This window comes from Kitasatospora sp. NEAU-69 (assembly GCF_057158765.1).
Genome location: NZ_JBWXUE010000025.1, coordinates 14,197 through 38,548, shown reverse-complemented (window position 1 = coordinate 38,548; position 24,352 = coordinate 14,197). Strand labels below are relative to the sequence as shown.

17 protein-coding genes are annotated in these 24,352 nt (G+C 71.9%); 8 read left to right on the top strand and 9 right to left on the bottom strand.

Annotated elements, in window-relative coordinates; all coding sequences use genetic code 11:
- Positions 1-189 precede the first annotated feature (189 nt).
- The 3 genes from AC060L_RS26440 to AC060L_RS26430 all read right to left on the bottom strand — a co-directional run bounded on the left by AC060L_RS26440 (position 190) and on the right by AC060L_RS26430 (position 5,280).
- Positions 190-1,446, bottom strand: a complete 1,257-nt coding sequence (locus tag AC060L_RS26440) for a C40 family peptidase (RefSeq protein WP_483801423.1) — start codon at positions 1,444-1,446, stop codon at positions 190-192.
- A gap of 333 nt (positions 1,447-1,779) precedes the next feature.
- Positions 1,780-2,682: a sucrase ferredoxin gene (locus AC060L_RS26435; protein ID WP_483801422.1), complete on the bottom strand. Its 903-nt coding sequence runs from the start codon at positions 2,680-2,682 to the stop codon at positions 1,780-1,782.
- A gap of 147 nt (positions 2,683-2,829) precedes the next feature.
- Entirely contained in the window at positions 2,830-5,280 is a 2,451-nt protein-coding gene (locus tag AC060L_RS26430; RefSeq protein WP_483801421.1) for a DNA gyrase/topoisomerase IV subunit A, read from the bottom strand.
- A gap of 248 nt (positions 5,281-5,528) precedes the next feature.
- Between AC060L_RS26430 and AC060L_RS26425 the strand changes: the two genes are divergently transcribed.
- From AC060L_RS26425 to AC060L_RS26415, 3 genes are all read left to right on the top strand, one after another.
- The gene (locus tag AC060L_RS26425; RefSeq protein ID WP_483801420.1) at positions 5,529-6,887 is read left to right on the top strand and encodes a M16 family metallopeptidase; all 1,359 of its coding nucleotides are present in this window, start codon (positions 5,529-5,531) and stop codon (positions 6,885-6,887) included.
- Positions 6,884-8,272, top strand: a complete 1,389-nt coding sequence (locus AC060L_RS26420; protein WP_483801419.1) for a M16 family metallopeptidase — start codon at positions 6,884-6,886, stop codon at positions 8,270-8,272. Before AC060L_RS26425 ends, AC060L_RS26420 begins: the two co-directional genes overlap by 4 nt.
- A 433-nt stretch (positions 8,273-8,705) precedes the next feature.
- Positions 8,706-9,962: an RtcB family protein gene (locus AC060L_RS26415; protein WP_483801418.1), complete on the top strand. Its 1,257-nt coding sequence runs from the start codon at positions 8,706-8,708 to the stop codon at positions 9,960-9,962.
- A 70-nt stretch (positions 9,963-10,032) separates the two neighbouring features.
- Here AC060L_RS26415 and AC060L_RS26410 read toward each other — a convergent pair whose 3' ends face one another.
- The 4 genes from AC060L_RS26410 to AC060L_RS26395 all read right to left on the bottom strand — a co-directional run bounded on the left by AC060L_RS26410 (position 10,033) and on the right by AC060L_RS26395 (position 15,168).
- Positions 10,033-13,095, bottom strand: coding sequence for an NACHT domain-containing protein (locus tag AC060L_RS26410; RefSeq protein ID WP_483801417.1), 3,063 nt, complete (start codon positions 13,093-13,095; stop codon positions 10,033-10,035).
- Positions 13,096-13,193: 98 nt separating this feature from the next.
- Positions 13,194-13,940, bottom strand: a complete 747-nt coding sequence (locus AC060L_RS26405) for an SAM-dependent methyltransferase (protein WP_483801416.1) — start codon at positions 13,938-13,940, stop codon at positions 13,194-13,196.
- An 89-nt stretch (positions 13,941-14,029) separates the two neighbouring features.
- Positions 14,030-14,770: a GNAT family N-acetyltransferase gene (locus AC060L_RS26400; protein ID WP_483801415.1), complete on the bottom strand. Its 741-nt coding sequence runs from the start codon at positions 14,768-14,770 to the stop codon at positions 14,030-14,032.
- 116 nt (positions 14,771-14,886) lie between these two features.
- Entirely contained in the window at positions 14,887-15,168 is a 282-nt protein-coding gene (locus AC060L_RS26395) for an HPr family phosphocarrier protein (protein ID WP_483801414.1), read from the bottom strand.
- 224 nt (positions 15,169-15,392) lie between these two features.
- Between AC060L_RS26395 and AC060L_RS26390 the strand changes: the two genes are divergently transcribed.
- The 4 genes from AC060L_RS26390 (at position 15,393) to AC060L_RS26375 (ending at position 20,805) form a co-directional block, all read left to right on the top strand.
- On the top strand, positions 15,393-18,188 hold the full coding sequence (locus AC060L_RS26390; RefSeq protein ID WP_483801413.1) for a bifunctional acetate--CoA ligase family protein/GNAT family N-acetyltransferase: 2,796 nt from the start codon (positions 15,393-15,395) through the stop codon (positions 18,186-18,188).
- A gap of 105 nt (positions 18,189-18,293) precedes the next feature.
- Positions 18,294-18,881: a DUF5998 family protein gene (locus tag AC060L_RS26385; protein ID WP_483801412.1), complete on the top strand. Its 588-nt coding sequence runs from the start codon at positions 18,294-18,296 to the stop codon at positions 18,879-18,881.
- An 8-nt stretch (positions 18,882-18,889) separates the two neighbouring features.
- Complete coding sequence (locus AC060L_RS26380) at positions 18,890-20,080, top strand: alkaline phosphatase family protein (RefSeq protein ID WP_483801411.1); 1,191 nt, start codon at positions 18,890-18,892, stop codon at positions 20,078-20,080.
- Between the two features lie 65 nt (positions 20,081-20,145).
- Positions 20,146-20,805: a thymidine kinase gene (locus AC060L_RS26375; protein ID WP_483801410.1), complete on the top strand. Its 660-nt coding sequence runs from the start codon at positions 20,146-20,148 to the stop codon at positions 20,803-20,805.
- A gap of 39 nt (positions 20,806-20,844) precedes the next feature.
- Here AC060L_RS26375 and AC060L_RS26370 read toward each other — a convergent pair whose 3' ends face one another.
- The gene (locus AC060L_RS26370) at positions 20,845-21,621 is read right to left on the bottom strand and encodes a VOC family protein (RefSeq protein ID WP_483801409.1); all 777 of its coding nucleotides are present in this window, start codon (positions 21,619-21,621) and stop codon (positions 20,845-20,847) included.
- A 187-nt stretch (positions 21,622-21,808) separates the two neighbouring features.
- On the opposite strand from AC060L_RS26370, the gene AC060L_RS26365 reads away from it, so the two are divergent.
- The gene (locus AC060L_RS26365) at positions 21,809-22,666 is read left to right on the top strand and encodes a sulfurtransferase (RefSeq protein WP_483801486.1); all 858 of its coding nucleotides are present in this window, start codon (positions 21,809-21,811) and stop codon (positions 22,664-22,666) included.
- 132 nt (positions 22,667-22,798) lie between these two features.
- On the opposite strand, the gene sepH is transcribed toward AC060L_RS26365, so the two are convergent.
- On the bottom strand, positions 22,799-23,902 hold the full coding sequence (sepH, locus tag AC060L_RS26360; RefSeq protein WP_483801408.1) for a septation protein SepH: 1,104 nt from the start codon (positions 23,900-23,902) through the stop codon (positions 22,799-22,801).
- Between the last annotated feature and the right edge of the window lie 450 nt (positions 23,903-24,352).

The window sequence follows — 24,352 nt, the reverse complement described above, 5'->3', positions numbered from 1 at the left end:
GACTGTCGGCGGGGCAACCCTGAGCCGGACTCGGTGAGTTGGCTCAGCAAAACTGGGACGCTCCAATGGTTCTGCACACCCAGGGCCCCTGACCGCGTGGTGGCGGGCAGGGGCCCTGGGTCACAACCGGCGATGCGTCAGCCGCACTCCAGTGATGGGGGGGGCGACGATCGCGACGGATCGCGATGGTCAGGGGCGGCTCATGTGGGTCGGCCAGTTGCCGTGGTTCAGCGTCGAGATCCGCACGTTGGTGCCGGGGTGCGCTGCCTCGATGTACTGATTGTCGCCAAGGTAGATCGCGCCGTGATGGATGTCGCCCGCGCTGCTGTCGTAGGACCAGAAGAGCAGGTCGCCGCGCCGCAGTTGTCCGGCGTTGATCGGCGTGGTGGCTTCGTACTGGTCGTTGGCGATCCGCGGCAGCGAGAGGCCGGCGCGCAGGTAGGACTGCTGGATGAGCCCAGAGCAGTCGTAGCCGTTGGGGCCGTTGCCGCCCATCACGAAGGGCTTGCCGAGCTGGGCGAGCGCGAAGTCGACGGCGGTCTCGGCGCTGCCGGTGGAGGCGGCCGGGGCGGGCGTCTCATGGGCCGATCTCGACGAGGACCCGGCGCCGGAGGAGCTCCCGCCGGAGGAGTTCGACGACTCGGACGAGCCGGACGAGCTGATGCGGCTCAGGTAGATGTCGTAATGAGCCGTGTAGCGCCAGACGCCGCTGCTGTTCTGGAACCAGTAGACCGAGCCGTCCCAGCCCTGGTGCCCGGGGCCGCCTACGCGAGCCTGTCCGCTGCTGTCGCCGTCACCGCTGTCGCCGCTGGTGCCGCTGGTGCCGGTGTCCTGGCTGGTGTCCTGAGCGGTGCCCTGGTCGGTGTTGGCGCTGCCGTCGTCACCGGTCGCGTCGTCACCGGCTGCGTCATCGGCGGAATAGGCCGATCCGGAGTCGGAGTAGTTCGTGTCGCCGCCGGAGGCGTCCGAGCTGTTGTAGTCCGAACTGCTGTAGTCGGAGTTGCTGTAATCCGTCGCGCCGTAGTCGGTGTTGCCGTAGTCAGGGCCGTCGTCGGTGGCGTAGTCCGTAGCGTCATCGGAGCCGTCGTCCGTGCCGGGGTCGTCGGCGCTGACCAGGCCCGGGCGCAGGGCAAGCCGGGCACTGGCCGGAGCTGCGTTCGCGACGTTGGCGCCGATGGCGATCGAGCCCGCGCCGGCCACGATCGCGGCGGCCAGGCCGGCCCGGCGTCGCAGGCGGGCGGCACGCCCGTCGAGGTGGGCGGACTGCTCGGTCAGGAGGGCCTCGGGGAGCTCGTCCGGTACGTCGACCAGGGCGGCCGGGCCGTCCGGGGCGACCGCGTCCGCCGGGTCGTTCGGGTCGACCACGTCGAGGGCGTCGAGGAGCGTGACGAGGTTCGCCGGGTCCATCGGGGCGGGCTTGGCGGGAGTCTTCTGGTCCGAATTCATATCCGGTGCAGTCCTTCCGTGCGCTCGGCCGGGCGGCCGGGACGGCGGAGGCGGGACCGGCAGCGGCCCGCTCCGCACAGCACTGCGGCTTCCGACTTTCGAACGACGAGCTGGAGCTCTAGTGCGGAAGCCGTACGCGTGGGTGGTCCCACGGCCGTTACGCTAGGCGGCCGCGCCCCTGAACGGCGCCGTGGATTCCGCCGAAGGGGTGTAACCGCTCGGTGACGATCGGGCGTCGGCCCAGGCGCCGCTTGGCCTACGGGGTGCCGGAAGCAGTCCGGTGCTCGGCCGCCGGGTGACCAGCTGCTTGAGGATCGGATCCCCGGTGCGTGGCTACGCGGGTGTGACCGAGCGGACGTCCATCCGGGTCGGTGTGGCCGGAGCCTTGCCGCAGCTCTCCGGACGGGCCGGCTCGCTGCGCACCTGGGCCACCTCGACCTGCCAGCGCCGACCGTCCGAGTGCCGCACCACGCAGTGCCAGGCGTCCTCGCCCGCTGACTCCTGCTGGACGACCAGGGCCTCCGCCGCCCACTCGTCGGTCAGCTCGCGGACTGCCTGCTCGGCGGCCTGGGCGGGCCGGTCCCAGCAGGAACGGCCGCGCGAGTAGCCGGGCACGGTCTGCCCGGCGGCGGTCGCGGCCAGCACCTCCTTGGCGGCGGCGTCGGTCAGCCGCCCGTACGTGTAGCCGAACGGCAGCACCAGCATGGTGGGGGAGAAGCGGTGTCCCCCCAGGTGGGTCACCTCCCAGACCTCGCTGTGTGCGGCCGCCGCGAGGTCGGCGGCCAGCGGGCGCCCGAGCAGCGCGCAGCAGCGGTCCCGGCGCCCGTTGGTGCACACCAGAGCCATCGGCCCACCGGTGTGCGGGCGGCCGAAGCCACCGTGCTCGCCGGCCCCGATCGACGCCAGATCCAGCGTCAGCAGCTCGGCCAGGTTGACGAGTTCGGTGCGCCGGATCCAGCTGCGGTTGGGGACGGTGTGGGCCAGGATCACCTGGTGGCTGCCGGCCGACTCCGAGTCGGCGTGCCGGCCCGGTGTGCGGATCAGAGCGACCCGCACACCCGTCCCGGCGCAGGCCGCGTCCAGTGCCCGGCCCAGTTCGGGCTCCAGGTGACTCTCGGTGAGCGCCTTCGCACCCCAGGGCCCCGACTGCTCGATCAGCAGCCAGGTGGTCGCAGTCGCGGCGGTCGCCGCCAGCGGCTCGGCCAGGTCGCTCGACGCACTCGCACAGGTGATCACCAGCTCAGCCTACCGTCGTGTGATCGGACGATCCGGTGGCCACAATTCCGCTGCTGCCCGCACCCGCCGGGGACCGCCGACTGCCCACGGGCCCCGCACCGTGCGGGGCCCGGTTCGGTGCGGGCCCCGCACGGTGCGCGTGGTGACTCAGGCCGGTCCCGCCACCGCGGCGATCGGCGTGCTGACCGGGGTTCCGGAGCCGTCGCGGCGCGGGTCGTGCTCCGGCAGCGTGACCGGCGAGCCGTTCGCTGCCGCGGCCCGGGCCGGCGCCGCGCCCACCCAGGCGAAGGCCAACCCGTCCTCGCCACGCAGGAACCGCTGGCAGCGCACCCCGCCGGTGGCCCGGCCCTTGCGCGGGTAGAGCTCGAACGGCGTTACCTTCCAACTGGTCTGCTCGGCACCCGCCAGCGTGCCCGAGGCGGTGGCCACCGAGACGACCACGGCGTCGGCCGCCGGGTCCACCGCGGTGAACGAGAGGACCCGCGCGCCGTCCGTCAGCTTGATCCCGGCCATACCGCCGGCCGGCCTGCCCTGCGGCCGGACCTGGCCCGCCGGGTAGCGCAGCAACTGCGCGTCACTGGTGACGAAGACCAGGTCCTCCTCGCCGGTGCGCAGCTCCACTGCGCCGACCAGTTCGTCGCTGTCCTTGAGCGCGATCACTTCGAACTCGTCCTTGTTCGCCGGCCACTCCGGCACCACACGCTTCACCACGCCCTGCACCGTGCCCAGCGCCAGCCCCGGCGAGGACTCGTCCAGCGTGGTCAGCGCGATCAGCCGTTCGCCGGCCTCCAGCCGCAGGAACTCGCTCACCTGGGCCCCACCGGCCAACGACAGTGAGGGCTGTGGCGGCAGCGCCGGCAGGTCGATCACCGGCAGTCGCAGCACCCGCCCGGCCGAGGTCACCGCACCGACATCGGCCCGCGCGGTCGCCGGCACCGAGGAGACGATCACATCGTGCTTGGAACGGTTGTCACCGGCCGTGAGCGGTTCGCCGTCGGCCGTCCTGGCCAGCAGGCCGGTCGAGGAGAGCAGCACCCGGCACGGGTCGTCCGCCACCTCCAGCGGCACCGACAGCGCGGCCGACGGGAGCGCGCCCGACTCCAGCAGCACCGTGCGGCGCTCAGTGCCGAACTGCTTCGCCACCGCGCCCATTTCGTTCGAGACCACGCTGCGCAGCCGGCTGTCCGACTCCAGGATCTCGGTCAGCTCGGCGATCTCCGCGGTCAGCTTCTCCTGCTCGGTCTCCAGCTCGACCCGGTCGAAGCGGGTCAGCCGGCGCAGCGGGGTGTCGAGGATGTAGGCCGTCTGCACCTCGGAGAGCGAGAAGCGCTCCATCAGGCGTTCCTTGGCCTGCGCCGCGTTGTCGCTGGACCGGATCAGCGCGATGACCTCGTCGATGTCGACCAGCGCCACCAGCAGGCCCTCGACCAGGTGCAGCCGCTCCTGGCGCTTGCGCCGCCGGAACTCGCTGCGCCGCCGGACCACCTCGAAGCGGTGGTCGACGTAGACCTCCAGCAGCTCCTTCAGCCCCAGCGTCAGCGGCTGGCCGTCCACCAGCGCGACGTTGTTGATGCCGAAGTTCTCCTCCAGCGGGGTGAGCTTGTAGAGCTGCTCCAGCAGGGCCTCCGGCACGAAACCGTTCTTGACCTCGATCACCAGCCGCAGGCCGTGCGAACGGTCCGTCAGGTCCTTGACGTCCGCGACGCCCTGGAGCTTCTTCGCGTTGACCAGGTCCTTGATCTTCGCGATCACCTTCTCCGGGCCGACGGTGAACGGCAGTTCGGTGACCACGATGCCCTTGCGGCGGGCCGTCACGTTCTCGATCGTCGCGGTGGCGCGGATCTTGAAGGTGCCGCGGCCGCTCTCGTAGGCGTCCCGGATGCCCGACAGTCCGACGATCCGACCACCGGTCGGCAGGTCGGGGCCGGGGATGAACCGCATCAGGGTTTCCAGGTCGGCCTGCGGGTGCTTGATCAGATGCCGTGCGGCGGCGACGACTTCGGAGAGGTTGTGCGGCGGCATGTTGGTCGCCATGCCGACCGCGATCCCGGTCGCGCCGTTCACCAGCAGGTTCGGGAAGGCTGCCGGGAGGACGACCGGCTCCTGCTCGCTGCCGTCGTAGTTCGCCCCGAAGTCGACGGTCTCCTCGTGGATCGACTCCACCAGCGCCATCGAGGCCGCGGTCAGCCGCGACTCGGTGTAACGCATCGCGGCCGGCGGGTCGTCGTTGCCCAGCGAGCCGAAGTTGCCGTGACCGTCGATCAGCGGCACCCGCATCGAGAACGGCTGCGCCATCCGGACGATCGAGTCGTAGATGGAGGCGTCACCGTGCGGGTGCAGCCGGCCCATCACCTCGCCGACCACGCGCGCGCACTTCACGTGCGAGCGGTCCGGGCGCAGGCCCATCTCGTTGGCCTGGTACAGGATCCGTCGGTGTACCGGCTTCAGTCCGTCCCGCGCGTCCGGCAGGGCACGCGAGTAGATGACCGAGTAGGCGTACTCCAGGAAGGAACCCTGCATCTCGTCAACGACGTCGACGTCGAGGATCCGCTCCTCGAAGTCTCCGGGCGGCGGGGTCGGCGAACTGCGGCGGGCCATCGCGGCGGGGCTCCCTTACGTCTGTCAGTAGTTCTGGGTACGGCGACCCCATTGTGGACCCTCACGCGGACACTCCCCGCCCAGGGCCGGATCTGCGACCCGAGGTCCCGGCAGGCCCGGCCGCTCGTATCCGCTTCCGCCGGTGGCGAACGCGCGGTCCGCGCGGGCACATCCCGGCACCCTACGCGTTACACCACAATGGGGGCCGTAGACACCCCCGATCCAACCGACGGTAAGGACCCGAGCGCATGGCCAACCCGGCCCCCGCCTCCACCGGAGGCATCGCCATCACCGAGCACCGCCTGGCCAACGGCCTGCGCGTGGTGCTCTCCGAGGACCACCTCACCCCGGTCGCCGCGGTCTGCCTCTGGTACGACGTCGGCTCCCGTCACGAGGTCAAGGGCCGCACCGGGCTGGCGCACCTCTTCGAGCACCTGATGTTCCAGGGCTCGGCCAACGTCTCGAACAACGGGCACTTCGAGCTGGTTCAGGGCGCCGGCGGTTCGCTCAACGGCACCACCAGCTTCGAGCGCACCAACTACTTCGAGACCATGCCGACCCACCAGGTCGAACTCGCCCTCTGGCTCGAGGCCGACCGGATGGGCTCGTTGCTCGCCGCGCTCGACGAGACCTCGATGGAGAACCAGCGCGACGTAGTCAAGAACGAGCGCCGCCAGCGGTACGACAACGTGCCGTACGGCACCGCGTTCGAGAAGCTGACCGCGCTGTCCTTCCCCGACGGCCACCCGTACCACCACACCCCGATCGGCTCGATGGCCGACCTGGACGCCGCCACGCTGGAGGACGCCCGCACGTTCTTCCGCACGTACTACGCGCCCAACAACGCGGTGCTCTCGGTGGTCGGCGACATCGACCCCGAGCAGACCATCGCCTGGGTCGAGAAGTACTTCGGCAGCATCCCCGGGCACGACGGCAAGCAGCCGCCGCGCGACGGCAGCCTGCCCGAGATCATCGGCGAGCAGATCCGCCAGGTGGTCGAGGAGGAGGTCCCCTCCCGCGCCCTGATGGCCGCCTACCGGCTGCCGCACGACGGCACCCGGGAGGCCGACGCCACCGACCTCGCGCTGACCGTGCTCGGGTCCGGCGAGTCCAGCCGCCTGTACAACCGCCTGGTCCGTCGCGACCGCACCGCCGTCTCGGCCGGCTTCGGTCTGCTCCGGCTCTCCGGTGCCCCGTCGCTCGGCTGGCTCGACATCAAGACCTCCGGCGAGGCGACGATCGAGCAGATCGAGGCCGCGGTCGACGAGGAGCTCGCCCGCTTCGCCGCCGAGGGCCCGACGGACGAGGAGCTCGAGCGGGCCCAGGCCCAGATCGAGCGCGAGTGGCTCGACCGGCTGACCACCGTCAGCGGTCGCGCCGACGAACTCTGCCGCTACGCCGTGCTGTTCGGCGACCCGAAGCTGGTCAACGGTGCACTCGGCCGGGTCCTGGACATCACCCGTGACGAGGTGCAGGCCGTCGCCGCGGCCCGGCTGCGGCCCGACAACCGCGCGGTGCTGGTCTACGAGCCGCTCACCGCCACCGACTCCGACAACTCCGACCACGCCGACGACGCCTCCGGCACCGACGAGGAGGACGCGGCATGAGTGCCATCGTTCCCACCATGACCTTCCACCCGCAGCCGCAGCCCGGCACGCCCACCCCCTGGGCGTTCCCGGCGCCGGTCCGCGGCTCGCTCGCCAACGGCCTCACCGTGCTGCACTGCGACCGGCCCGGCCAGCAGTTGGTCGCCGTCGAGGTCCTTCTCGACGCGCCGCTCGCGGCCGAGCCCGCCGGCCTGGAGGGCGTCGCCACCATCCTGTCCCGCGCCTTCACCGAGGGCACCGACACGCTCACCGCCGAGGAGTTCGCCGGCGAGCTCGAGCGGGCCGGCGCCACCCTGGACGCGCACGCCGACCACCCGTGCATCCGGGTCGTCCTGGAGGTCCCCGCCTCCCGTCTGGAGCGTGGCCTCACGCTGCTCGCCGACGCGCTGCGCGCACCCGCGCTGCCCGCCGACGAGATCGAGCGCCTGGTCGCCAACCGGCTGGACGAGATCGTCCACGAGCAGGCCAACCCGGCCCGGCGCGCCGCCAAGGCGCTCTACGCCGAGCTCTTCGCCGCCGACGACCGGCTCTCCCGGCCGCGCGCCGGCACCGCCGACAGCGTCAAGGGCATCGACCGGGCGGCCGTGCAGGCGTTCTACACGGCCCACGTCCGCCCCGCGACGGCCACGGTCGTGGTGGTCGGCGACCTGACCGGCATCGACCTGCCCGCGCTGCTCGAGAGCACCCTCGGCGCCTGGACCGGCGAGCCGGCCGAGGCCTCCGTCAGCGCCGCGGTCACCGCGGACGACTCCGCTCGCGTGATCATCGTCGACCGGCCGGGCTCGGTGCAGACCCAGCTGCTCATCGGCCGGGTCGGCCCCGACCGCCACGACCCGAGCTGGGCCGCGCAGAGCCTCGGCACCTACTGCCTCGGCGGCACCCTCACCTCCCGGCTGGACCGGGTGCTGCGCGAGGAGAAGGGCTACACGTACGGCGTGCGCGCCTTCGCCCAGCCGCTGCGCTCCAACGCCGAGGGCACCGGCCGCGCGCTGCTCGCGATCAGCGGCTCGGTGGACACCGCCTCGACCGCCCCCGCGCTGGCCGACACCTGGACGATCCTGCGCACGCTGGCCGCCGAGGGCCTCACCGACGCCGAGCGCGACGAGGCCGTCCAGTTCCTGGTCGGGGTCGCGCCGCTGAAGTACGAGACGGCCGGCTCGGTCGCCGGCACGCTGGCCGACCAGGTCGAGCAGCACCTGCCCGACGACTTCCAGGCCGAGGTCTACCGCCGGCTCGCCGAGCTCGGCACCGGCGCGGCCACCGACGCCGTGCTCGCCGCGTTCCCGCCCGAGCGGCTGGTCACCGTGCTGGTCGGGGACGCCTCGGTGATCGCCGACCAGGTCAAGGAGCTCGGCATCGGCGAGGTCACCGTCGTCACCAGCTGACGCGACCTCCTCCGAGTGGCATCCGAGGAAAGCTTTGGGGGCCCGGCAGCAGTGTCTGCCGGGCCCTCACCCGTTCGCCGAAATTCCGTTGCGCGCCCCTGCGGCGTCGTGGGTTGATATCCCCGTCGCACCGCGCGGCAGCCGAACGGACGGACGGAGAGGAGGCGGTCACCATGCGGGTCGAGCACCCAGCCAGGCGCGTCTGCGCCCAGCGCTCCCCGAGGCTGTCCCGCCTCTCGCTGCGCCGTCGCCGTCGCACCGCCTGAGCGCGCCGCCCACCAGCCTGCGCGCCCACCCCGTACTTCCCGAGCCACGCCGGACGCTTCGCGTGGCACCACCGATTCACCAGCTGACCGACGCACCAGTTCACCGGTCACGGAAACCACGACGAGTCCTAGGCTGGACTTGTCGACACTCAGGGGGTCCTTCCACCATGTCGTACACCGAGGTACCCGGCGCTCGCGTCCCGATCCGGATGTGGGCCGACCCGGCCACCGTCGAGGGCGCGGCCATGCAGCAGCTGCGCAACATCTCCACCCTGCCCTGGCTGCACGGCCTGGCCGTGATGCCCGACGTCCACCTGGGCAAGGGCGCCACCGTCGGATCGGTCATCGCGATGAAGGGCGCCGTCTGCCCGGCCGCCGTCGGCGTGGACATCGGCTGCGGGATGAGCGCGGTGAAGACCTCGCTCACCGCGAACGACCTCCCCGAGGACCTGAGCCGGCTGCGCTCGAAGATCGAGCAGGCGATCCCGGTCGGGCGCGGCCTGCACAGCGAGCCGGTGGACCCGCGCCGGCTGCACGGTTTCGGCTCGGCACGGTGGGACGACTTCTGGGGCCGCTCCGAAGCGATCGCCCCTGCGGTCAAGTTCCGGCTCGAACGTGCCACCCAGCAGATGGGAACGCTCGGATCCGGCAACCACTTCGTCGAGTTCTGTCTCGACGGTGAGGGTTCCGTCTGGCTGATGCTGCACTCCGGCTCGCGCAACATCGGCAAGGAGCTCGCGGAGCACCACATGACGGTCGCCCGCTCCCTGCCGCACAACCAGGGCATCGTCGACCGCGACCTCGCCGTCTTCATCGCGGACACACCGCAGATGAACGCCTACCGCCAGGACCTGTTCTGGGCGCAGGAGTACGCCAAGTACAACCGCTCGGTCATGATGGCGCTCTTCCAGGACGTGGTCCGCAGCGAGTTCCGGCGCGCGAAGGTCACGTTCGACGAGGTCGTCACCAGCCGGCATGACGACGGTCAGGGTGCGCCGACGACGGTCGAGTACCGCCCGGGCGTCATCAGCTGCCATCACAACTACGTGAGCGAGGAGCGGTACGACGGCGCCGACCTGCTGGTCACCCGCAAGGGCGCGATCAGCGCGGGCTCGGGGGAGTGGGGGATCATCCCCGGCTCGATGGGTACCAGTTCGTTCATCGTGCGCGGGCTGGGCAACCCGGCCTCGTTCAACTCCGCCTCGCACGGCGCCGGCCGGAAGATGAGCCGGACGGCGGCGAAGAAGCGGTTCACCACGCGGGACTTGGAGGAGCAGACCAAGGGCGTGGAGTGCCGCAAGGACGCGGGCGTCGTGGACGAGATCCCGGGGGCGTACAAGTCGATCGACAAGGTCATGGAGCAGCAGCGGGACCTTGTGGAGATCGTGGCGGAGCTGAAGCAGGTCGTTTGCGTGAAGGGGTGAGGTTGCGCCCGCTCAGGGGAGGGCTCCGGTGGTTGCCGGGGCCCTTCTTCACGTGTCTGAGGAATCCGGGCTACCCGCCGACAGGCGCCAGTGACCGCATGCTGATGCTCTTGCCTGGCCCGTTGGCCTCATGAACCACACTGGGTCCCAGTGCGTTCATCAGGGCTGTCCTCGTCAGTATCTCGGCAATCTCGGTTATCCGGGAAATATTGGCGTCGGGTGATATGAAGCCAAGCTTCGCAAGGAGATTTCCACATTGCGCGTAGACCTCGACGTCTGTCACCAGGGCGTCGTGAACAGACACTTTGAGCGTTCGTTCGGAGGCTTCGTTGCACAATCCCTGAAGGCTCTGGTATTCCGCAGTCGCCCTGTAGAAGCGGATGGCTTGCTTGACGGCACTGTTCCCTCCTACAGGGGACTGTAGCGCGAAGCTGAGATCTATGGCTTGAATCAGCTCCAAGCCACCCTCTTTATAGGATGCCCAGTGACAGCCGTACCCATCGCTCGTGGGGAACCGCAGGTCGCCCACGGTATCGAGTCGTGCCAGGGTCGCCTCGTCCAGTAGCGTGCAGGGCGCGGCCACGCTCTGGTAAGGGCTCCCGTGCGGGGCCAGTGTGGTTCCCCAATCCTGGACTCCAAGCCTGGCCTCCACACGTGGAACCGGCGTTCTCTGCACCGCGGTGGTGACTGTTTCGCCGCCGAGTGTCAACATGGCCACGGGAAGAAGTGCAACCAGTGTCTTCCCGGCTATCAGCGTCCTTTTCGGGAGCCGCCGATGGAGCTGCGCAGACATGTTCTGATATTGAGTGGAGAACCTGATTGGGTCATGCCACCAAGAACGAGGCGCTGGCCGCGCGGCTGTGTGCCCGACGGGCAGCAGTCGGCCTGGCGGCCCGGAGCCCGACAAGGTGACCAACCGGTCCTGTAGGCGGCCGTGTCTGAACTGGTACGTGCCACCGGTCTGTCGTAGAACGCCGCGCCGATGGGCGTCCGCGAGGAACGCCATGCCCGACCATGGCAGCCTTCCCCTCACGGCCAGCGCCAGGCGGGTTGCGGTAAATCTCCCCCAGGCGGAGAACGAAAGTCCGGAGATGAAGAAGGCCAACGCCGTCACGACTGCGGTCACGCCCCACTGTGTGGCGTTCCCCGTCTCCAAGCCGTTGACCTGTGAGATCCGCAGCACCCCCAAGGGCCCGATCAGCATCATCGCCAACCGCCACCTGGGGTGCCGCCCGCAAAAAATGCCGACCGAGCCGAATGCCAGAGCAATCCGCCGGTCAGCCCGCATGAGCGATGCCGGGCTGTTGGCCCTGGATGCATCAGTGGGGGCGTTGGATACGACGCGTAGCGCCAGCAGGGAAACACTGATTCCGATGATGACCCAGAGTGGTGCCGCAAAATTCGCCAGAAGAACGTCTTCGAGAATGAACAGGCCTGGGACGGCGAGCGTGGCACTACGCATCGCCACCCAGTCCGGTCGGAGCCCATATCGGATCGGTGCCGCAGCATGGCGTAGCGCGGCGAGTAATTCGAGGGCGACAAGGGGGGCATACCAAACGGAAATCCCCAGCCACAGTGGCATGTGCACACCCCGTAGCTCGACCGATGTGGGAATCGCGAGCCACTCGAGTAAAAACACAGCCAGGCCGCAGGCCGTCAGCAGCCCAAGCGCCGAAAAGGCCCGCTGGGTGGCCGGACTCCACTCCCACCAGGCGATGTCCCGGGAACCTCGATCACTCAGGTCACGGGCGAGCCAGGTCAGCCACCGCTGAGCCTCCTGGGCCCGCCACTCGCGACGCTTCCCGGGATCAGGCGGCAAGTCCACGTACACCGACGGGATCAGCTGGTCGAGCAGATGGTTTTCGAGCTCTTCCTTTCCGGGGAACCGCTCGGCATCCAACAGCTCGAACGGGTCGGCGGTGCTGTCGCTGTAAGCGGTCCGGGCCAGTGCGGTCATCAGCGGCGTGGACAGCACCTCGCTGAGCAGCTGGACTTGGCGGTCTCCCGGCTCCTGACGTAGACGTTCAAGGACCCGATCCCACTTGGTGTGAGAGGTGTCGCCCGGCAGCCTGCGCGTGGTGCGCGGTAGGTATCGGCCCAGATCGGCCAGCGTCAGCGGACTGAGCTCGACGACCGCCGAGGCGCTCATGACGGCCTGCAGTTCCTCCACCGCAGCCTGGTACTCCTCGGTCCGGCTGGTGAGCAGCAAGGGGCTGTCGCGGCTGAGGAATCTGCTGAGCGTCCTCAGGGCTTCCGGCTGCCGTTGTCGCGGCATCTCGTCCAGGCCGTCGAGTACCAGAAGCAGTCGCCGGGACCGGACCAACTCCTCGGCCATCGTGCGCCCGGAGGCAGCCAGTGCGGCCAACTCCGGCCGCTCGACCGCCAGACGGCCGGCCACCCACGCGTCCAGACTCAGGGCGGCCGGATCCCAGGAGGCGAGCCCCAGGAGTACCGGCACCGGATCACCGCTCTGGCGCTGCTTCAGATAGTCCAGGACGAACCAGAGCGCCAGCACGCTCTTGCCGGCCCCTGCCGGCCCGAGCACGACCAGCCGCCGCGACGGCACCTGCTGGAACACGCTGACGATGCCACTCACCTCCCCGCCCAGGTCGAGCGGCAGTTCACCGGCGTCATCTCCGCGGACGTTGGCCCAGTGGTCCGCCAGGGACGGGTCGGCGGAGTGCCAGCGCACGGTGAGCAGGGTGGGATCCTGCAGGCGGCGTAACAGGACCTCCTGTTCCCACTGCTCCTTCAGTGCCTCGGCCAGTCCCTCCGCGGCCAGGGCCAGCCTTCGCCGCAGCAACTCGGGCCGCTGGTAGAGCTTGCGCCACTGCCAGGTCACCTGAACGATCCGGATGGCCACTGCCCAGGAGACCAACCCTGCGGCGAGCAGCAGGTAGCCGCCCCCCTTGTTGATGTGTGTCGCTCCTTGCCAGAGCGGTGCCGCTCCGAAGGCGACAAGAACGGCCGCGACGGCGAACCATGCCGCCGCGGCCCGTCGGGAGATCGGCACTTGTTGGGCGTCGACGGAGACGTGCACACCGCCGTAGATCGTGCGCGCCTGGACCACGATGTCGGCATGGCTGCCGGAGAACTCATTGTGGGTGTCAGCGGATGAGTGCCGACTGTCCATCAAGTACGCGCCTTTGCAAGCAAGTTCACGGCAAAACCGGCAGTCATTGCAGCAGGGTACGACATCCGCCGCCAGGCGGGGACGGATGTGAGGAGGCGTCAGTCCGCCCGGCGCAGCAGCAGCGTGACGAAGCCGAACGTCCCCTGGTAGCCGCGCAGCCAGCCGTTGCGGTGGGCGGTGGCGATCTCCATCGCCTCGGCGGCGTCAGGGGAGTCGGGATTGTCGAGGGCCCAGGCGGCCAGCGAGCCCGTCCAGCACCACTCGTAGTCGTCGAGTTCGTGCTGGGTGCTCTGGTGGCCGTAGACGGGGACCCAGCCGGCGGCGGTGACCTTGTCGACGAGGGTGGCGAGGTTGTCGAACTCGTCGATGGCGCCGCCGAAGGCTGCGGCGGCGGCCTCGGTGGGCGGGGTCTGCCAGTAGCCCTCGCCGACCATGACGGTGCCGCCGGGTGCGAGGTGGCGGCGGGCTGCGTCGAGGGTGGGGAGCAGGCCGCCGAAGGCGTGCGTGGCGCCGACGCTGAGGATCAGGTCGTAGGGGTGCGCGGCGGTGTACTCGGCGGCCGGCCGGTGGTGCAGGCCGAGGCGCCGGATCACCCCTGCGCGTTCGGCGGTCTCGCGGGCCGCGGTCAGGCCGGCCGCGTCGATGTCGACGCCGTCGGCGGTCAGCTGCGGGTGCGTGGCCAGGGCACGGATCAGCCAGGTGGCCTCGCCGCAGCCGAGGTCGAGGACGCGCTCGTCGCCGCGCCGCACGGCTCGCCTGAGCAGGGTCGCGACGCTCTCGTCACTCAGCGGCGCGGCGATGGGGTGATCGGCGTGAGTGATCCGGAAGCGCTTCGAAGTGTCCATCACTCCAGCCTCCCAGCCGTCCGCCGGCCCCGCACCCGATTTCGCCGCACCGTGACTGACGGCCGGTCAGGTGCCATCCGGGTAGGCGCTCAGGCGCCGTCCACGTAGGCCGCCGACATCTCGCGCCGGCGCAAGCCGAGGCGTTCGTAGAGGCGGATCGCGGCCGCGTTGGTCGCGTGCACCATCAGGCCGGCCCGGCCGCAGCGCCGGAGCATCGCGTCGAGGATGAGGCGGCAGGCGGCCTCGGCCTGGCCGCGGCCACGGCCGTACTCGGGGTCGGCGACGACGCCCGCCAGCAGACCTATCTCGGGGGCGCTCCAGGCGTCGGCCGCGAGCGCGGTGAGCCGACCGGTCTCGTCGTGCACCCCGGCCCAGGCGGTGGCGCCGGGGCGCAGCGGGTGGGCGTAGGAGGTGGGGAAGACCCGGTCGATCAGCTCGCCGGCCCCGGTGAGTTCGGAGCGCTCCAGCAGCCGGACGCCACCGGGCACGGCGAGGCCGTCCCCGGCGAGCTCCATCCAGTGGAACGGCGGTACGTCGCGCAGTTCGGGGAGCTCACGGAGCAGCTCGGCCACCAGCGCGGCGTCGGCGATCACGCGGTACGTCGGCCCCGCCTCGGCCAGCGCGTGCCGGACCAGCTTCGCGACGGCGGCGACCGGCCCGCGGACGGCGAGCCGGTTGGGACCGGAGAGCGCGGGGGAGGCGACGGCCACCGCGCCGTCCAGCGCCCAGGCGCGGACGCCGGGCACGGTGAGGCCCTGGCCGGCCCAGAGCAGCAGGCCGTCGTCCTCGGCGGCTTCACGCAGGGCGGTCGGCGTCTGGAGTTCGATCATCGGACGAGTGTGCCAGTAGACGTCGAAGGGGCGCCCCGCCTTTTCGGCGGGACGCCCCTTCGGAAACCCGTGAACGCGGGTCGGTCGGTCAGACCGCCTTGGTCAGGGCACCTCGGTCAGACCGCCTCGGGCAGCGCGTCGAGGCCCTCCCGGACCATCTTGGCGAGCCGGTCCAGCGCGGCGTCCGCGCCGTCGGCGTCGGAGGCCAGCACGACCTCCTCGCCACCCTCGGCGCCCAGTGCCAGCAGGCCCAGCATCGAGGCGGCGTTGACCGGGGCGCCGCCGTTCTTGGCGATGGTGACGGGCACGCCGACGGCGGCGGCCGCCCGCACGAAGACCGAGGCGGGACGGGCGTGCAGGCCCTCGGGCCAACCGATGGTGACGCGGCGCTCAGCCATGAGACGTGCCTTTCAGGTGGTGCTGCTTGTCCGGTACTGCTTGTCCGGTACTAACGACATGTTGTCTAGACCATTCTGGCACGGGTGGCAGGCAACCGGGACCGCCCTACCCGGACCGCCCTGCCGGGCCGCCTCACCGGAGACTGCCGAGCGGCCGGCCCCTCCAGCCTGCCGCGCCCGCCGGCGGCAAGCCATCCGCCCCGCCGCCGGATAGCCTGGCGCCTGTGGACGACCCGCACGGCGCGCAGCCCGACGACCCGCACGGCTACCCCCAGCACTGGGAGGCCGACATCCTGCTGCGTGACGGCGGGACCGCGCGGATCCGGCCGATCACCCCCGCCGACGCCGATCGCCTGGTGGAGTTCTACGCGCAGGTCTCGGACCAGTCGAAGTACTTCCGCTTCTTCGCCCCTTATCCCCGGCTCTCGGCGCGCGACGTCCAGCGCTTCACGCACCACGACTACGTGAACCGGGTCGGGCTCGCCGTGGTCGTCCGCGACCGCTTCATCGCCACCGTCCGCTACGACCGGATCGACGCCACCGGCCGCCCCAGCACCGACGGCACCGAGGCCGAGGTCGCGTTCCTGGTGCAGGACGCCCACCAGGGCCGCGGCGTGGCCTCCGCGCTGCTGGAACACATCGGCGCCGTGGCCCAGGAGCGCGGCATCCGCCGGTTCGTCGCCGAGGTGCTGCCGGAGAACCGGAAGATGGCGAAGGTCTTCACCGACGCCGGCTACACCCAGCGCCGCAGCTTCGCCGACGGTGTGGTGCACCTGGAGTTCGACCTGGAGCCCACCGCCGCCTCGCTCGCCGTCATGCGGGCCCGCGAGCACCGGGCCGAGGCCCACTCGGTGCAGCGACTGCTCGCCCCTCGCTCGGTGGCGGTGATCGGCGCCTCCCGCAACGAGCTGTCCGCCGGCCGTGCGCTGCTGCGCGCGCTGGCCGGCGGCTTCACCGGCCCGGTGTACGCGGTGAACAGCTCCGCCCCGCCCGGCGCGGTGCTGGACGGCTTCGAGGTGTACCGCTCGGTGCTGGAGATCCCGGGGCCGGTGGATCTCGCGCTGATCGCGGTGCCCGCGCAGGCCGTTCCGCGGGTGGTCGGCGAGTGCGGCGCGCACGGGGTGCGCGGCCTGGTCGTCGTGACGGCCGGCTACGCGGAGACCGGGCCGGCCGGACGTGACCGCCAGCGCGCCCTGGTGCGCCAGGCCCGCGCGGCCGGCATGCGGGTGATCGGCCCGAACGCCTTCGGGCTGCTCAACACCGCGCCCGAGCATCCGCTGAACGCCTCGCTCGCGCCGATCCTGCCCGCGGCGGGGCCGTTCGGGATCTTCTGCCAGTCCGGCGCGATCGGGGTGGCGCTGCTGGAGGCGGCGCACCGGCGCGGGCTGGGCGTCTCCTCGTTCGCCTCGGTCGGCAACCGGGCCGACGTCTCCGGCAACGACCTGCTGCAGTACTGGGAGGAGGACCCGGCCACCCGGGTGGTGCTGCTCTACCTGGAGTCCTTCGGCAATCCGCGCAAGTTCACCCGGATCGCCCGCCGCCTCGCCTCGACCAAGCCGATCGTGGTGGTCAAGGGGGCCCGGCACACCGGCAGCCTGCCGCCCGGCCACGCGGTGCCGCCGACCGCCACCGGTCTGCAGGACGCGACCGTGGACGCGCTCTTCCAGCAGGCCGGGGTGATCCGGGTGGACACCATCACCGAGCTCTTCGACACCGGGGAGCTGCTGGCCCGCCAGCCGCTGCCGGCCGGCGACCGGGTCGCGGTGGTCGGCAACTCCGACTCGCTCGGCCTGCTCACCCACGACGCCTGCCTCAGCGCGGGGCTGCGCCCGCGCACGCCGGTGGACCTGACCACGGCGGCCACCGGCGAGAACTTCCGGATCGCGCTGGAGACCGCGCTGCGCGACCCGGCGGTGGACGCGGTGATCGCGGTCGCGATCCCGCCGCTCGCGACGCCGAGCGTCGCCTACCGGGACGAGCCGACGCTGCCCGGCACCGACCCGGAGGTCGGCGAGGGCCTGCTGGCCGCCGCGGCCGTCGCGCACCAGTTGGACAAGCCGCTGCTGCTCACCCATCTCGCGCTGGCCGACCTGCCGCCGCTGCTGGCCGCCGCCGACGCCCCCGTCCCGGCCTACCCCGCGCCCGAGCGGGCCGTGCACGCCCTGGCACACGCCGTGCGCTACGGCGCCTGGCGGCGTGGCTACGAGGCCGCCGAGCAGACCGCGCGGGTGCCCGAGCTGGACCGGACGGACCCGCAGGCCGCCCGCCGGCTGGTCGAGCGGGCACTGGACACCCGGACCGCCACGGCCGCCCGCACCCAGCCCGGCGGCGCCCGCTTCACGCTGCCCGACGCCGATGCGGCCGAGCTGCTCGGCTGCTACGGCATCGACGTCCAGCAGGCGCTGCCCGCGCCCGATGAGGAGGCGGCCGTCCAGGCGGCGGCCCGGTTCGGTTACCCGGTCGCGCTCAAGGCCACCGCCCCCCACCTGCGCCACCGCCCCGACCTGGGCAGCGTCCGGCTCGACCTGATGGAGGAGGACGGGCTGCGCCGGGCCTACCAGGAGCTGTCCGCCCGGCTCGGCGGCGCGGCCCGGGCCCAGCTGGTGATCCAGCGGATGGCCGCCCGCGGGGTGGACACGGTGATCGGCGCGGCGCTGGACCCGGCGGTCGGCGCGATCCTCTCGTTCGGGCTCGCGGGTGCCCCGGCCGAGCTGCTCGGGGACGTCTCGCACCGGCTGATCCCGGCCACCGACGCCGAGGTCGCGGCGCTGGTCCGCGAGGTCAGGGCGGCCCCGCTGCTGTTCGGCTGGCGCGGCGCCGACCCGGTGGACACCGGCGCCCTGGAGGAGCTGCTGCTGCGGGTCTCCCAGCTGGTCGAGGAGCTGCCCGAGGTGGCCGCAGTCGAGCTCGAACCGGTCGTGGTGGCCCGGCACGGGCTGGCGGTGCTGGCGGCGAGAGTACAACTGGCGCCGCTGCCGGTCCGCAGCGATCTGGGCCCGCGCAGCATGAGCACCCTGTAACCTTCCTGGGTTGCGCCCTTCCGTCCGGCGGCCGGTTGCCCGGCCGGTGCGGAAGACCGGCGCAGTTCGGCCCGCTGCGTCGGCGGGGCATGCCAGGATGGAGTTATGGCGAAGACCGGTACCACCACCACGCAGGACCTGCGCTCGGCGATCGAGCGCAGCGGCTACTACCCGGCGCTGGTCTCCGAGGCGGTCGAGTCCGCGGTGGGCCCGGAGCCGATCACCTCCTACCTGGTCCACCAGGAGACCACCTTCGACGCCAACGAGGTCCGCCGACACGTCACCGTCCTGGTGCTGACCCCGACCCGGTTCGTGGTGAGCCACACCGACGAGCAGGCCGCCGACGCGACCAGCCCGGTGCCGTACGCGACCACCTCGACGGAGAGCGTGCGGCTGGACCGGATCGGCTCGGTGGTGCTCAGCCGGATGGTCGCCAATCCGGAGACGTACACCCCCGGCACGCTGCCGCGCGAGGTGGTGCTGACCATCGGCTGGGGCGCCGTGCAGCGGATCGACCTGGAGCCGGCCGGCTGCTCGGACCCGAACTGCGAGGCGGACCACGGCTACACCGGTTCGTCCACCGCCGACGACCTGTCGCTGCGGGTCAGCGAGGCGGGGGACGGTCCGGAGACGGTGGCCCAGGCGCTGGTATTCGCCCGGGCGCTGTCCGAGGCCACCATCAGCGGGGCCTGATCACCCACATGACGTCGCACCACCTGCCTTACGAACACGACGCCTTCGAGCTGCTCGACCCGGCCGACGCGCCCGCCCCCGGATACGGCAGCGGCTCGCTGAGCGACCTGCTGCCCTCGGTCGCGGCGGGCCTGGGCGTGCCCGGGTTCACCAGCACGCTGCCGATCGCCCCCGCCGACCGGGTCTGCGTCTTCCTGGTGGACGGCATGGGCTGGGAGCTGATCCGTCGCCATCCGGAGTACGCCCCGTTCCTGCACTCGCTGCTCGGCGGCTCGCTCGGCGGGACCGGGCGTCCGCTCACCGCGGGCTTCCCGTCCACCACGGCGACCTCGCTCGCCTCGGTCGGCACCGGGCTGCCGCCGGGCGTGCACGGCCTGGCCGGCTACACGGTCGCGATCCCGGGCCGGAACCAGCTGATGAACCAGCTGCGCTGGCAGCCCCCGGTCGATCCGCGGGAGTGGCAGCCGTACCCGACCGTCTTCGAGCGGGTCCACGCGGCCGGCGTGTCGGCCAGCCAGGTCTCCTCGCCGCTCTTCGCGCAGACCCCGCTGACCCGGATCGCGCTCTCCGGCGGCCAGTTCCTCGGCCGCACCACCGGCGAGGAGCGGATGGACCTGGCGGCCAGTCAACTGGCCGCCAGTGACCGAGCGTTGGTCTACACGTACGTCAGCGAGCTGGACGGCATGGGCCACCGGTACGGGGTCGACTCGGACGAGTGGCGGATGATGCTGAACACCGTCGACCGGCTCGCGCTGCGTCTCGCCGAGCAGCTGCCGCCGCGTTCGGCGCTGTACGTGACGGCCGACCACGGCATGATCGACATCGCCCCGGAGGACCGGATCGACTTCGACGACGACTGGGAGCTGAGTGCGGGCGTCGCCCTGCTCGGCGGCGAGGCCCGCGCCCGGCACGTCTACGCGGTGCCGGGCGCGGCCGCCGACGTGTTCACGGTCTGGAGCGAGGTGCTCGGCGACCGGATGTGGGTGGCCACCCGCGACCAGGCGATCGAGGCCGGCTGGTTCGGCCCGGCGGTGGACGACCGGGTGTACCACCGGATCGGCGACGTGGTGGCGGCCGCCCGGGACGACGTCGCGGTGATCGCCTCGCGCGGCGAGCCGGGGGAGTCCGCGATGACCGGGCTGCACGGTTCGATGACCCCGGTCGAGCAGTTCGTGCCGCTGCTCGAAGTGCGCACCTGACGGTGCCGCGCTGCCCCTGATCTGCCCGCTGTTCCCCCGCCTGACGAAAGGCCCACGCTCCACCCATGGCTGACCTGGTGTTCTTCTCGGGGACGATGGACTGCGGCAAGTCGACGCTCGCGCTGCAGATGAACCACAACCATGCCGCCCGCGGCCGGCAGGGGATCATCTTCGCCCGGCACGACCGGGCCGGCGCCTCCACCATCTCCAGCCGGCTCGGCCTGCGCGCCGAGGCGGTCGAGGTGACCGAGGGGTTCGAGTTCCAGCACTACGTCGTCCAGCTGCTCTCGGCGGGCGGCAAGGTCGATTACCTGATCTGCGACGAGGCCAACTTCTACACGGCCGAGCAGGTGGACCAGCTCGCCCGGGTCGTCGACGAGCTGGGCATCGACGTCTTCACCTTCGGCATCACCACCGACTTCCGCACCCGGCTCTTCCCCGGCTCGCAGCGGCTGCTCGAACTGGCCGACCGGGTGGAGATCCTGCAGGTCCAGGCGCTCTGCTGGTGCGGAGCCCGAGCGACCCACAACGCCCGTACGGTCGGCGGCGTGATGGTCGTCGAGGGACCGCAGGTGGTGGTCGGCGACGTCGCGGTGAGCGAGGACGAGGTCGGCTACGAGGTGCTCTGCCGCCGCCACCACCGGCGCCGGCTCACCGCCGCGACCGCCCGGGCAGCCACGCTGAGCCCGGACGTGCTGCCGTTCGAGAAGTCCGAGAAGAACTAGAAGCACGAGAAGTACTGACTGGCTCCGGCCGGACAGGACCTACGGCAGCCGCACGATCGAGAACCGCCCGCCCTCCGGATCGGCCAGCCTGGCGACCCGGCCGTACGGCGTGTCGTGCGGCTCCACCAGCAGCGCGCCGCCCAGCTCCAGGCACTGGCGGACGGTCCGGTCCACGTCGCCGACCGCGAAGTAGACCCGCCAGCGCGGCGGGCCGTCCCGCAGGTCGGTGGTCTGCTTGATCCCGGCCACGCGGTGTCCCTCCACCTGGAGCGTGGCGTCCTCCTCGCCGCGGGCCACTGCGGAGGGGTCCGCGTGGACCACCGCGCGGCCGAGCACCGAGCCGTAGAACGCGGCGGCCAGCGGCTCGTCGTTGGTCACCAGCTCGTTCCAGACCGGCGCGCCCGGCTCGCCGACCACCTCCCAGCCGAGGTGCTCCTCGCCCTCCCAGAGGCCGAAGAACGCGCCCGACAGGTCGGCCGCGATGGTCAGGCGTCCGGCCTGCTCGGACTGCAGCGGCCCGACGGCGACCGTGCCGCCGCACTCGCGCACCCGCGCCGAGACCTCGTCCGCGCTGTCCACCGCGAAGTAGGTGGTCCACTCGGTCGGCAGCGCGAGCTCCGGCGGCGCCACACCGATGCCGGCCACCTTGGCCCCGTTCAGGCTGGCCCGGACGTAGCAGCCCAGCTCGGTCGGCCCGGGGGTGAAGCTCCAGCCGAGCAGTGCGCCGTAGAACCGCTCGGCGTGTTCGAGATCATGGACCATCAGGCTCACCCAGCAGGGCGAACCGTGCGCCACCCGGACCTTCACCGCAGTCATCACAGCCTCCTCGCGGGGCATCCGGCCCGGCGGCGCGGGCCCCAGGCCCAGATGGTCCCACCTGGGGGAGCGACACACCGGGCGACGGGGCGGAAATCATGGCAAAGAGCGCACAAAGGAGCACGGAGCGCCACCCGGCGACCGCCATCGGAGTGCATCAGGCAGCAGAATGGCGGACATGGACAACATCTCTCCGCTGATCTCCGCCGAAGAGCTGGCCCGCGTGCTGGCGGGCGAGCGCCCGCCGGTGTTGCTGGACATCCGCTACCAGCTGGCCGCCATGGCGGGCGGCGCCCCGTCCGGCGCCGACGAGTACGCGGCCGGGCACCTGCCCGACGCGTCCTTCCTCGACCTGGACCGCGACCTGGCCGGCCCGCCCGGCGCTGCCGGCCGGCACCCGCTGCCGGATCCGGAGCTGCTCGGCGCGGCGCTGCGCCGCGCGGGTGTCCGGGCCGACCGCCCGGTGGTGGTGTACGACGCGGGGCCGGCGACCTCGGCCGCCCGCGCCTGGTGGCTGCTGCGCTGGGCCGGCCACCGGGAGGTCCGGGTGCTCGACGGCGGGCTCGCCGCATGGCGGGCGGCGGGGCAGCCGGTGAGCAGCGAGCAGCCGCGGCCGGCCGAGGGCGACTTCAAGCCGGTGCCCGGTGGGCTGCCGACGCTGGACGCGGACCAGGCGGCGGAGCTCGCGCGCACCGGGCTGCTGCTGGACGCCCGGGCCGGCGAGCGCTACCGCGGTGAGGTCGAGCCGCTGGACCCGCGTGCGGGGCACATCCCCGGTGCGGTCAGTGCGCCGACCTTCGAGAACAACGGCCCGGACGGCCGGTTCCGCTCCGCCGCCGAGTTGGCCGAGCGCTTCGCGGCGCTGGGGGTCGAGCCTGACGCGGACCCGCAGGTCGGGGTCTACTGCGGCTCAGGCGTGACGGCGGCCCACCTGGCACTGGCGCTGGAGCTGACCGGGCGTCAGGCGGTGCTGTACCCGGGCTCCTGGAGCGAGTGGTCGCGCGACCCGCAGCGCCCGGCCGCGACCGGCGCCGAGCGCGGCTGACCGCAGAGCGCGGCTGATCGTAGAGCACGGCTGACCGTAGAGCAGACCGGCACAGGGCGGCCGCAAGCGGCAGAAGCGGCTCGGCCGCCCTCGCTCTCACGGGTGGCCGAGCCGGCAGCTCCGAGAAGTCGGTCAGTCGGATTTCTTCCGGCGGCTGCCGAAGACGATCTCGTCCCAGCTGGGCACGGTGGCCCGGCGGCCGGGCCGGACGCCGTCCGCCTCGGCCTGCCGGTCGGTGGTACCGACCAGTCGCTCGCGGTGCGGGGCGACCGCGCGCGGCATCAGGATGTCCGCGTACGCCGAGCCGGCGCCGACCACGGGTGCGGCAGCCGCAGCGGCGGCGGCCGGCTCCTCGACCACCTCGCCTTCCTCGACCACCGGGGCGGCCTCGATCGCGGACGGGCTCACCGCGAGGTCGCCGCGGAAGGCGGGGACCACGTCCAGCAGGCTGGTCAGCGAGTCACGGGCCTCGGCGGTCGCCGCGGTCGCGGTGGCCTCGCGGGCCGGCAGCCGATCGGGCGCCGACATGATCCGGTCCGCCGAGGGGCGCTCGATCATGGGACGCAGCGGGCGGTCGTGCGGGAGCCGGGCGATCCGCGGGATGAACGGGAAGACCGACTCCTCCTCGCGCTCGACGTTCTCGCCGATCAGCGCGCGGGCCTCGTCGTCGTTCGGCTGGACCAGTCGCCGCGGCGGGTCGTACGTCCAGCACGCGGTGCGGCCCTCGCCGTCCGAGCGGTAGGAGAGGGAGACCTCCCAGGTGCCGTCGTCGCGACGCCAGGAGTCCCAGCGCTCGGTCTCCTTCTCGGCACCGCGCAGCACCAGGCGTTCGGCCACGGCCTCGCCGAGCTGCGGGCCGGTGGACTCGCCGGGGCGGCGGACCGGGGTCTTGCGGGCCCGCTCGGCCATGAAGGCACGCTCGGCCAGCACCGGGCCCTCGAAGCGGCGCACCCGATCGACGGAGATGCCGGCGGCCTGGGCGACCTCCTCCGCGGAGGCACCGGCTCGTATCCGCGCCTGGATGTCACGCGGACGGAGGTGGCTCTCGACCTCGATCTCGATCTGGCCGAGGCGCGGCCGGTCGCCGCGGATCGCGGCGCGTAGGCGCTCGTCGATCGGGAGGGTGAACTCCGTACTGTCGGCAGCCTTGAGCACCAGCCGTGTGCCGTCGTTGCTGACGGCCACAACCCGCAGTTCGGGCACGGTTACCTCCCGGGTGGTGCCTGCCGACGTCACCTGCGTCGCTGCTCCCGTACTGAGTGTGGCCTGCCCACTGGCGAGTTGCCACAACCTTGCAGAGTTCTTCGGCGTGTCGGACTTCCGTCCGGTCACACCGCTGTGGCACGGTGGCCTGTTCGCCGCGTCGCACTGTGACGCCGCGTCAGAGCCTTCCGGCCCTTCCCCGCACGTGGATGTGGAGCGACGGTTCGGGTCGAGCGCCGCCGTGCGTGCCCGGTACTGCGGTCCCCGTAGCGAATGCCGGTCGAATGGCAGTCGAGAGGATGACCGAAGGCTCAGGCTCCACGAACAGTACTCCATTCGTGGCATCCACAGGGGCGGCTCGCCGCTCAAGTCTCCCGCGATTCACGGGAATCTCAAGAGTGAGGACTCCGATGGGGGGTCGCCGATCAGTTGACGGTGATCATCTTCACATATATCGACCGCAAGGAACCGGATTTTCGACCC

What these genes read in the sequence shown, in the direction of transcription:
- AC060L_RS26440 (WP_483801423.1), bottom strand. Translation starts at nt 1,446, where the DNA reads ATGAATTCGGACCAGAAGACTCCCGCCAAGCCCGCCCCGATGGACCCG.
- AC060L_RS26430 (WP_483801421.1), bottom strand. Translation starts at nt 5,280, where the DNA reads ATGGCCCGCCGCAGTTCGCCGACCCCGCCGCCCGGAGACTTCGAGGAG.
- AC060L_RS26425 (WP_483801420.1), top strand. Translation starts at nt 5,529, where the DNA reads ATGGCCAACCCGGCCCCCGCCTCCACCGGAGGCATCGCCATCACCGAG.
- AC060L_RS26420 (WP_483801419.1), top strand. Translation starts at nt 6,884, where the DNA reads ATGAGTGCCATCGTTCCCACCATGACCTTCCACCCGCAGCCGCAGCCC.
- AC060L_RS26415 (WP_483801418.1), top strand. Translation starts at nt 8,706, where the DNA reads ATGTCGTACACCGAGGTACCCGGCGCTCGCGTCCCGATCCGGATGTGG.
- AC060L_RS26410 (WP_483801417.1), bottom strand. Translation starts at nt 13,095, where the DNA reads ATGGACAGTCGGCACTCATCCGCTGACACCCACAATGAGTTCTCCGGC.
- AC060L_RS26405 (WP_483801416.1), bottom strand. Translation starts at nt 13,940, where the DNA reads ATGGACACTTCGAAGCGCTTCCGGATCACTCACGCCGATCACCCCATC.
- AC060L_RS26400 (WP_483801415.1), bottom strand. Translation starts at nt 14,770, where the DNA reads ATGATCGAACTCCAGACGCCGACCGCCCTGCGTGAAGCCGCCGAGGAC.
- AC060L_RS26395 (WP_483801414.1), bottom strand. Translation starts at nt 15,168, where the DNA reads ATGGCTGAGCGCCGCGTCACCATCGGTTGGCCCGAGGGCCTGCACGCC.
- AC060L_RS26385 (WP_483801412.1), top strand. Translation starts at nt 18,294, where the DNA reads ATGGCGAAGACCGGTACCACCACCACGCAGGACCTGCGCTCGGCGATC.
- AC060L_RS26380 (WP_483801411.1), top strand. Translation starts at nt 18,890, where the DNA reads ATGACGTCGCACCACCTGCCTTACGAACACGACGCCTTCGAGCTGCTC.
- AC060L_RS26375 (WP_483801410.1), top strand. Translation starts at nt 20,146, where the DNA reads ATGGCTGACCTGGTGTTCTTCTCGGGGACGATGGACTGCGGCAAGTCG.
- AC060L_RS26370 (WP_483801409.1), bottom strand. Translation starts at nt 21,621, where the DNA reads ATGACTGCGGTGAAGGTCCGGGTGGCGCACGGTTCGCCCTGCTGGGTG.